This window comes from Rhodoglobus galactosidasius (genome assembly GCF_054957775.1).
Genome location: NZ_JBQIAV010000017.1, coordinates 1 through 9,111, shown reverse-complemented (window position 1 = coordinate 9,111; position 9,111 = coordinate 1). Strand labels below are relative to the sequence as shown.

General features: G+C 62.7%; 5 protein-coding genes and 3 pseudogenes. 7 read left to right on the top strand and 1 reads right to left on the bottom strand.

Translation table 11 applies throughout. The features are described 5' to 3' along the window. Positions 1-156 precede the first annotated feature (156 nt). From ACTJJW_RS14645 to ACTJJW_RS14615, 7 genes and pseudogenes are all read left to right on the top strand, one after another. Positions 157-402 (top strand): hypothetical protein, encoded by a 246-nt coding sequence (locus tag ACTJJW_RS14645; RefSeq protein ID WP_462645884.1) that lies wholly within the window; start codon positions 157-159, stop codon positions 400-402. Positions 403-922: 520 nt separating this feature from the next. Further along, positions 923-1,636: pseudogene (locus ACTJJW_RS14640) on the top strand (DUF6994 family protein). A 309-nt stretch (positions 1,637-1,945) separates the two neighbouring features. Beyond that, a complete protein-coding gene (locus ACTJJW_RS14635) occupies positions 1,946-2,968 on the top strand; it encodes a 3-oxoacyl-ACP synthase III (RefSeq protein WP_462645882.1) in 1,023 nt (340 codons plus the stop codon). Then, positions 2,962-5,691, top strand: coding sequence for an alpha/beta fold hydrolase (locus tag ACTJJW_RS14630; protein WP_462645880.1), 2,730 nt, complete (start codon positions 2,962-2,964; stop codon positions 5,689-5,691). Before ACTJJW_RS14635 ends, ACTJJW_RS14630 begins: the two co-directional genes overlap by 7 nt. Beyond that, a complete protein-coding gene (locus tag ACTJJW_RS14625) occupies positions 5,688-6,674 on the top strand; it encodes an NAD-dependent epimerase/dehydratase family protein (RefSeq protein WP_462645886.1) in 987 nt (328 codons plus the stop codon). The genes ACTJJW_RS14630 and ACTJJW_RS14625 overlap by 4 nt, the downstream gene beginning before the upstream one ends. Positions 6,675-6,717: 43 nt before the next feature. Next, positions 6,718-7,617 (top strand): oxygenase MpaB family protein, encoded by a 900-nt coding sequence (locus ACTJJW_RS14620; protein WP_462645878.1) that lies wholly within the window; start codon positions 6,718-6,720, stop codon positions 7,615-7,617. A 388-nt stretch (positions 7,618-8,005) separates the two neighbouring features. Next, positions 8,006-8,521 (top strand): annotated as a pseudogene (locus ACTJJW_RS14615) (Rossmann-fold NAD(P)-binding domain-containing protein); the annotation flags it as partial. A gap of 162 nt (positions 8,522-8,683) precedes the next feature. On the opposite strand, the pseudogene ACTJJW_RS14610 reads toward ACTJJW_RS14615, so the two are convergent. Continuing rightward, positions 8,684-8,995: pseudogene (locus tag ACTJJW_RS14610) on the bottom strand (transposase); the annotation flags it as partial. Positions 8,996-9,111 lie beyond the last annotated feature (116 nt).

Below are 9,111 nucleotides of genomic sequence, written 5' to 3'. Positions count from 1 at the left end.
GTGTTGTGCTTTGCACGCCGTTTTCTCGTCTCTAAGTTTCTTGCCTTTGACAGTTAGAAACCTAGACGGAAAGCGGCGTGCACTTGTTAACGGGCTCCGAAACGACCCACGGTTACGTCAGGAGAGCCCGTTTTAGCGGGGTTTGTGCTCGGAGCGGTGTCCGCCGGGATAGCAGTGCTCGTGCCGTCGCTCCTGTTGGCGATGTTCCTCGCATTCGTGCCGAGCGTTCTGGCAATCATTTTCGGATTCATCGGGATCACAACCGCGAACCGGCTAGGCGGACTCCGTCGGAGACTAGCGATCTGGGCCGTCGTGCTCGGTTTTACACCTGCCGTCGTTTGGTTCGTAACCGGCGTGATCGTCGGAGGCTTCTTCGGATCGTTTGAGCGATCGATTCTCTAACCCGTCCGAGAGCGCGCTTGTTTTCCTTACATACATATGGAGCGCCAGATCGGCGAAATCGCTGACGATCGCGGCAACGAGACGATAACGAAAGAGGGACCGCGAACGCCGGGACGTTTACACACCGCTGCTGTCCCGCCGCTAGATAGTCGTCGAAATCTACGCTGTCGAGATTGTCGGCGTTGAGGTGCTTCGCGAGTTTGTGAATGACGTGAGTTCGCCGAGGGTCGCGCCCCTGCGGGAGTTCCGAGTACATGAGCGCGGCAACAAGGTCGCGTGGTTGGCTTAGTTCCAGCTTGTAGAACTCTTCTAACACTTGCTCTTTGCTCGCGTGAAACGTCCGCAGCCGCGCGAGGCAGGACTAGACTGGCCCAGATAGAAAAGTCGACTACTCAATACCCTTAGCGTCACGACCCGCAAGCGCTACGAATGCTCCAATGTTTAGCAACATCTCGCAATAGCCCTTCGGTTGCGTTCCGCATATCTGTTCGATGACGCCTGCTACCGCTATCATGTGCGCATGAGCAATTTCCCGATTGATCCCTCATTTGATTTCAAGGCTGAACCCAACTGCAGCGGGGATCCCGACAGACGCAGTCCTACATTGCAGCGTTATCAAAAATTGCTCTTCAGCAAACCGTTGCCTTCATGAACTATGTTCGAACTCTCCGGGGTAACCGTAGGGGTAGACCGCACTCTTCGTCATGAGTCAGAACTCGGTATTTTCGAGCTGTCGAGCGACACGATCCTGAACTCAAACAAGGGTCAGCTCAAGCGTTTCTACGACCAGATGCCAGCAGCAGTAAACGAAGCGTGGCACCGGAGCTCGATTGGGGCACGGCTGCTCTTCCCTTGCAACCAAGTCGACGGCAAGCAGACCATCAATCAAACGCGAGGAACGACGAGATCCATCAGCGATCGGTTCGATCTGACCCTCGAAGGAATCCGCCGCCATTACGACGACCAATCATCGCCCTTGACCGATGTCCTGTCGCGATACAGCGAATTCTTCGCTCTGTTCGAAAGCTTCGAAGGCTACGTAGATTTCTTCCTACTCAATGACCTCGTCAATGAGGACGGCACGGTCCGGTTCTATCTTCCGTTCGGTGGTTTTGACAAGCCCGCTTTGCCCAGCACGTTCGATGACTACGAGTCGTTCAGAAATGCGCAGCTAGCCTTCCTCGCGGGGCGAACCCAGCGCATCGAAACCTACCAGCAGCAGCATTTAGCCTAGTTCGCATCCCGGCGATGGCTACTAGAGCCAAGCAAGATGGTGGCGCTCACCGTTTCAATTGAGGCTGAGAATACGGCTAGGAGGATGAAAGGATTTGGGCCTAGATAGTTTGCCGCTATCGAGAGGATCGTCCGCAACGAGTGACGCAACGCCATCGAATGCTTTGTGTCTGTTGTCCGAGGACTCAAGACAACCGGGAGTTGACCCGCCGCTGCGCCCTCTGCCCCGCATCAACCTCGCTCTCGGCTAACTGCCGTAAACTGGGTCTCTTGCTTACTGAGCCAGTCTGGCTCTCTCGACGGAGGTTCCGTGGCCGGAAATGCCAACACTCGCTTTGCCAACGTTTCACTACTGTCGGTTGCGAGCACACTACCCAGCCGTGTCACGACATCCGGTGACCTTGAAACGCGCCTAGCGCCGGCGTTCGAGCGCCTTGCGTTGCCCAGCAGACTCCTGCAACGGGTGGCTGGTGTACTTGAGCGTCGCAACTGGGCTGCCGGAGAATCATCCGACGATGCCACTGTCTCGGCTGGGCAACGTGCCCTCGCTGAAGCTGGGGTGGATGCCTCCGAAGTCGGGCTCCTCATTAACACCTCCGTCAGCCGCAAGCACCTCGAGCCGTCGGTCGCGGTGCGCCTGCATCACGGCCTCGGTCTCCCCAGCTCTGCTATCAACTTCGACGTTGCCAACGCGTGCCTCGGCTTTGTGAGCGGCATGAACCTCGCGGCGAACATGATCGAATCGGGCCAAATCAGGTACGCGATAATCGTCAATGGCGAAGACGCCGACGACATCCAAACCAACACCATCGACCGCCTACTGAAGCAAGACGGCGACCGTGACGGCTTCATGAGCGAATTTGCGTCGCTCACGCTCGGCTCCGGGGCTGCGGCTGCGGTGCTCGGACGCACCGACGAACATCCCGCCGGACATCCGATTCTCGGCGGAGTCACCCGCGCGGCAACACAGTTCCATGAACTCTGCGTCGGCAGCGTCGACGGCATGTTCACCGACGCGAAGGGACTCCTGAAAGGGGGCCTCGATCTCGTCGTCTCGGCGTGGAAAGAAGCATCCGTGGACTGGAATTGGTCATCGATGGATATGTACGTCACCCACCAGGTCTCGTCCGTGCATACGAATGCCATCATCAAGGCGGCGAAACTAGACCGCAGTCGCGTCCCGACGACGTTCCCCCACTACGGCAACGTCGGCCCCGCATCGATTCCCATCACCCTCGTCGAAGCACAGGACTCCCTCAACAAGGGCGACCGTGTTCTCCTCATGGGTGTGGGCTCCGGTCTCAACACCGCGATGATGGAACTCGCATGGTGACAGAACACGCCTCCCGCCCACCGCTCGACCTCCCCGGGCTCGATCCGCGCTTCAGTCGTATTACTTCTGTGCCCGGTGGCGGTGCGGATGCGGGTCTCACCCGCGAATGGCACTACCTCGACACCGGCGACGAACTAGCTCGCCTCGGCGTCCCCGTCGCGGGCACGATCCTTGCCGTCCACGGCAACCCGACCTGGTCGTATCACTGGCGCAAACTGATCACGCAATCAGTGCAGGCCGCGGAATCCGGGGCACCGGCCTGGCGGGTCGTCGCAGCGGACCAGCTCGATATGGGCTATTCCGAGCGCACTGGCCTGCATCGTCCGCTCGCGCAGCGGGTCGCCGACCTCGCGGCGTTCACCGACGCACTCGCCCTCACCGGGCCCGTGATCTCGCTCGGTCACGACTGGGGCGGTGTCGTATCACTCGGCTGGGCAGTCGACCACCCGTCGCAGCTTGTTGGGGTCATGCTGCTGAACACGGCCGTGCATCATGAGGTGGACAAGCCGATCCCCGCACCGCTGCGGCTTGCCAGAGCCCGAGGGATGCTTGCAGCATCCACCGTCCGCACCACCGCGTTCTTAGAGACAACACTTGCACTCACCTCTGCTCCGCTTGACGCGGCAGTTAAGGATGCGTACCGCGCGCCCTACCGCACGACGTCCCGTCGCCAAGGAATCGGCGGCTTCGTTGCCGACATCCCCGTCGACGCAAACCACGAAAGCTTCAGCGAACTCGAACGCATCGCCTCAGGCGTGGCCGAGCTCGACCTTCCGGCGCTCATGCTGTGGGGTCCGCGCGATCCGATCTTCAGCGACTACTACCTCGACGACCTCATCGAGCGCCTCCCCCACGCCAATGTGCACCGGTTCGAGGGCGCAGGCCATCTCGTTGCCGAGGACGCCCCCTATGCCGACTCGATGCTGACCTGGCTCAGTGACAATGCCGAAAGTCTCGCGAATCCTGGCTCGACCTCCCCCTCGCCCCGTCAAACGGTCGCACCAGTTTCCCCAGACTTGGACGATTCTAATTTCGTGCCGCTCTGGCACAACCTCGACGAACGCCGCAACGACACCGCAACCGCCGTCATCGATATGTCGACGCGAGGACGAAGCGGCCCCCAACAGGTGAGCTGGCGACAACTAGCTGACCGAGTGAGCCAGATCGCCGCCGGCCTCTCCCAAATTGGCGTACGAAAAGGTCAGCGGGTCTCCTTGCTCATCCCGCCGGGTCCGACCCTGACGGCCGTGGTCTACGCCTGCCTGCGGATCGGCGCTGTCGTGGTCGTCGCAGATGCAGGTTTGGGAGTCAAAGGACTCACCCGTGCGGTGCGCGGGTCGTGGCCGGACTTCGTCATCGGCGAGGCGCCCGGCCTCGTCGCCGCGCGTACGCTTGGCTGGCCGGGAGTGCGCATCTCCACCGCACGACTACCGAAGATCTCAGCCGCGACTCTCGGCGTCTCCTACAGCCTCAGCGACATCATCGCGATCGGCGCTGACACGCCCATCCCGGCCCCGCCACGGTCCGAGGATGAAGCTGCGATCCTCTTCACCTCGGGATCGACCGGGCCGGCCAAGGGCGTCGTGTACCGCCACGGTCAACTCTCCGCTCTCCGCGACGTGCTCGCGAGCCACTTCGAGGTAACCGCCGACACCGGGCTCGTGACAGGGTTCGCACCGTTCGCCCTGCTGGGTCCAGCCCTCGGCACGCGGTCAGTGACACCCGAGATGGATGTTTCCTCTCCCCGCACTCTCACTGCCCACGCTGTCGCGGCCGCAGTGCAGGCATCCGGCGCCAGCATGGTGTTCCTCTCCCCCGCCGCGATTCTCAACGTCGTCGCAACCGCGGGAGACCTCACGCCCCAGGACCGCAGCGAACTCGAACGCGTGCGCACCTTCCTCTCCACCGGTGCCCCCATCGGAGCCGAACTGCTCGCCTCCGCCGGCACGATCATGCCGAACGCAACCCCACACTCGCCCTACGGCATGACCGAATGCCTCCTCGTGACGGACATCACACTCGACGGGATCCGCTCCGCCGCCGGTAGCGCCAACACTGGCGTCTGCGTGGGGATGCCGATCGGCGCAAACCTCGTGCGCATCAGCGCGCTCGATGAGGAGGGTGCAGCGACCGGCGCACCAAGTTCGGAGCCCGGCATTCTCGGGGAGATCGTCGTCTCGGCGCCGCACCTGAAAGACCACTACGACCGGTTGTGGCTGACCGATCGCGCCGCTGTTCGTGAGACCGAAATCGACACGGATGCCGCAGATGCGAGTGACGCGACGGATGCTGCGGCTGGGCCCCAAGCGCGCTGGCATCGCACCGGCGATGTCGGCCACCTCGACGAACTCGGCCGCCTATGGGTCGAAGGCCGGCTGCCCCACATCATTGTGAGCGCGACAGGTCCGATCGCTCCCGTCGGTGCGGAGCAGGATGTCGAGGGAGTCTCGGCCGTGCGCCGTGCCGCCGTCGTCGGCGTTGGCCCGCACCGGCTGCGGCAAGCCGTCGCGGTTGTGGAAACTATCCCGCCGACCCGCAAACCTGGGCTTGCCAGTCCGGAGTTGACGTCGGCCGTGCGCGCGAGCACAGCGCTCCCGCTGGTGGCCGTGCTCACTGTTCCCGAGCTTCCAACCGACATCCGCCACAACTCCAAGATCGACCGATCACGGCTATCCGAATGGGCCGAGCGTCTCCTCGCCGGCGGAAAGCCGACCGCACCATGATCGTGCTCGTCACCGGAGCATCCGGATTTCTCGGTCGCGCTGTCGCCGCCGAGCTTGTCGCCGCCGGGCATGAGGTGCGCACACTGCAGCGACGACTGTCGGGGGTGAACAGCGTCACCGACATCCTCGGCTCGATCACCGACCCCGAGCACGTCGCCCGCGCGGTCGATGGCGCGGAGGGCGTCATCCACCTCGCCGCAAAAGTGTCGCTCGCCGGCGACGCGCGCGAGTTCCACACCGTCAACGTCGAGGGCACACGCACAGTGCTCTCCGCCGCCGAGACCGCCGGGGTATCCCGGTTTGTTCAGGTGTCATCACCGTCGGTCGCGCACGCAGGCTCCGCACTGGCCGGTGTCGGCGCCGAACCTGCATCGCCCGAAAGTGCCCGCGGCGACTATGCACGCACCAAAGCGCAGGCAGAGTTGCTTGCGCTCGCCCGCGATTCCGCCGCGATGCGCGTCATCGCCATCCGCCCACACCTCGTTTGGGGTCCGGGTGACACTCAGCTCGTCGGCCGAATCGTCGACCGAGCTCGCGGTGGACGTCTGCCCCTGCTCAATGGTGGCACCGCACTCATCGATACGACCTACGTCGACAACGCAGCATCCGGAATCGTCGCAGCACTGCACCGCGCCGACGTCGCGCACGGCAAGGCCTACGTACTAACAAATGGTGAACCGCGCCCCGTCGGCGACATGCTGGCGGCCATCTGCCTCGCTGCTGGTGTGCGGCCTCCGCGATGGAGCATCCCTGCCACACTCGGGCGCACTGCCGGCGCGGCAGTCGAGCGGGTATGGGCTGTGCGACCCGGCGCAGATGAGCCGCCCATGACGCGCTTTCTTGCCGAACAGCTCTCCACCGCACACTGGTTCGATCAACGCGACATCCGCGAGGCGTTGGACTGGTCGCCCGCCGTGAGTATTGACGAAGGGCTACGCCGACTCGGGGCGAGCTACGGTGAAGCCGCCGGGCCTGTTACCTGACGAGCTCGGCTAACCTCCCAGCAATCCGGTTTATCGTCGGAATATGGGAAGAATTTCAGACTCCTGGCGATCGCACCTTCTGACGACATTCTCCGGCGAAAGTTCTGGGCGCCCGGGGTGGGTCAGTCGTATCGAACAGGGTGACGACGCCGGATTCTTTGGCCCTGAGTCTGCCTCCTGGGTGGTGCACGGTGGCATGGCAACGCTCGTTGCCGGAATCAGGGCACTGCTCATGCAGACGCTGCATCCCGGAGCGATGGCGGGCGTTCACGACTGGTCGAGGTATAAGGAAGATCCGCTTGGGCGACTCTCTGGCACCATCCAGTGGCTCATCACGGTTACGTTCGCCGGCACCGAGCAGGCGAGGCTCGAGTCATCCCGCGTCGGCAAATACCACGCCAGGGTCGCGGGAACCTACACAGATGTGCAGGGCGTCGAGCGCTCTTACGCCGCAGGCGACCAAGAGCTACTTTCCTGGGTGCACGGCGTTTTCACTGACGCTTTCCTCGGCTGCCACGAACTGTGGGGGCGACCTATCCCGGGCGGGGTCGACCAGTACGTAAGTGAGTGGGCGGCGGCCGGCGAACTCGTGGGGGTGCAACAACCGCCGCGATCCGGCGCTGAGTTGAAAGCGCAGATCGATGGATTCCGACCGGTACTTAAGAGCGACGATCGCGTTCTCGAAGCTGTGCGATTCATTCGGAATCCTCCACTTCGTCGCTCGATGATGCCCGCGTACAGGGTGCTGTTCGCGGGAGCTGTCGCGTCGTTGCCCGAAGAACACCGTGCGCTGCTCGGCCTTCGTCGATCACCCCTGCCCGTGATCTGGGCGACGGGCGTCGTGCTGCGTACTGTCGGACGACTTCTTGGCACGTCATCCTCGAGCGAAGATGCTGCCCGGGTGCGACTCGCCCGCATCGAGCGTGAGCGGCATCCGGCCTGAATCACGGGGCGCACACATCACCAGACACCGCTGGCGGGGTACTCTCAGGGAACGAGCCACTCGGTTCACAGGAGGATAACGTCATGGCCGATAAATCACCGAAGAAAGCCACAGCCAAGACTGTAGCCAGCAAGTCTCTCAAAGAGAAGCGGGCTGACAAGAAAGATAAGGCCGCCAACAAGCGCAAGGACTAACCTCGGTCAATGGCGCGGGGAATGCGCGAATCATTGCTCACGCAATCATTCCCCGTACCTACCGAGGTGCTTCGCCGACTCTACGAATGTCCGCACGTTGAGTCCGCCGAACCGGCACAACCCAACCGCTCTTCCTATCGCACTGGCACCGCTGCGAACCCACTCGCTCCCGCGCACCTGCCCATGAACCTGGCCGAATTATCGACCGCGCTCGGAGCGGACGTCTCCCCCTGCTCAACGGTGGCACCGCACTCATCGACACGACGTACGTCGACAACGCCGCATCCGGAATCGTCGCAGCACTGCACCACGCCGACACCGCCCACGGCACTGCCTACGTTCTCACCAATGGTGAACCGCGCCCTGTCGGCGACATGCTCGCCGCCATCTGCCTGGCTGCTGGTGTGCGGCCTCCGCGCTGGAGCGTCCCGGCCGCTCTCGGGCGCACTGCGGGCGCCGCAGTCGAGCGGGTGTGGGCCGTGCGACCCGGGCTGGATGAGCCGCCCATGACGTGCTTCCTTGCCGAGCAACTTTCGACCGCGCATTGGTTCGATCAACGCAACATTCGTGGGGCCCTCGATTGGTCTCCTGCGGTGAGTCTCGACGAGGGGCTGCGCCGGCTTGCGGCGAGCTACTCCGAAACTGCCCTGTTAGAGCGGCCCATGCCCTCCCCCGAGATCGTCGCCAACTCCGCGCCGGATGACGCCTAGTCAGAGAAAAACTCCCGCACCCGATCTCGAACCAACAAACTCATAGCTTCTTTGCGTTCACTCCACCGGAAACAGTGTTGGCGAATCGGTGCCTGCGCGCGAAGCTGCAACCCTCAAGCGTATTAGTTCGGGTCTGCTGCATGATTAGGTGACAGTTTCTAGTCACGCAGCGATTGCGGCTGACGTGTTCATGATGACCTCGAACTCGATCGGGGTCAACCGGCCCAGTCTGGCCTGCCGGCGGCACCGGTGGTAGGTCCGCTCGATCCACGTCACGATCGCGATTCGCAAGTCCTCTTGGGTTGCCCAAGTGCGGCGGTTGAGAACGTTCTTCTGCAGCAGACTGAAGAACGATTCCATCGCGGCGTTGTCCCCGCAAGAGGCGACTCTGCCCATCGATCCCACGATGCGGTGACGGGCCAGAGAACGGAGAAACTTCCGACTTCGAAACTGAGACCCTCTATCGCTGTTAAGCCGAATTCGGCTTAACAGCGATCGTGGCACGCAATTTGGTTCCAGGAAATTCCGGAGGGCTTTGAAGCGTCATGGGCTGCTCGGCTCGATGGGCAGAGTGGGCGCGTGCGGGGACA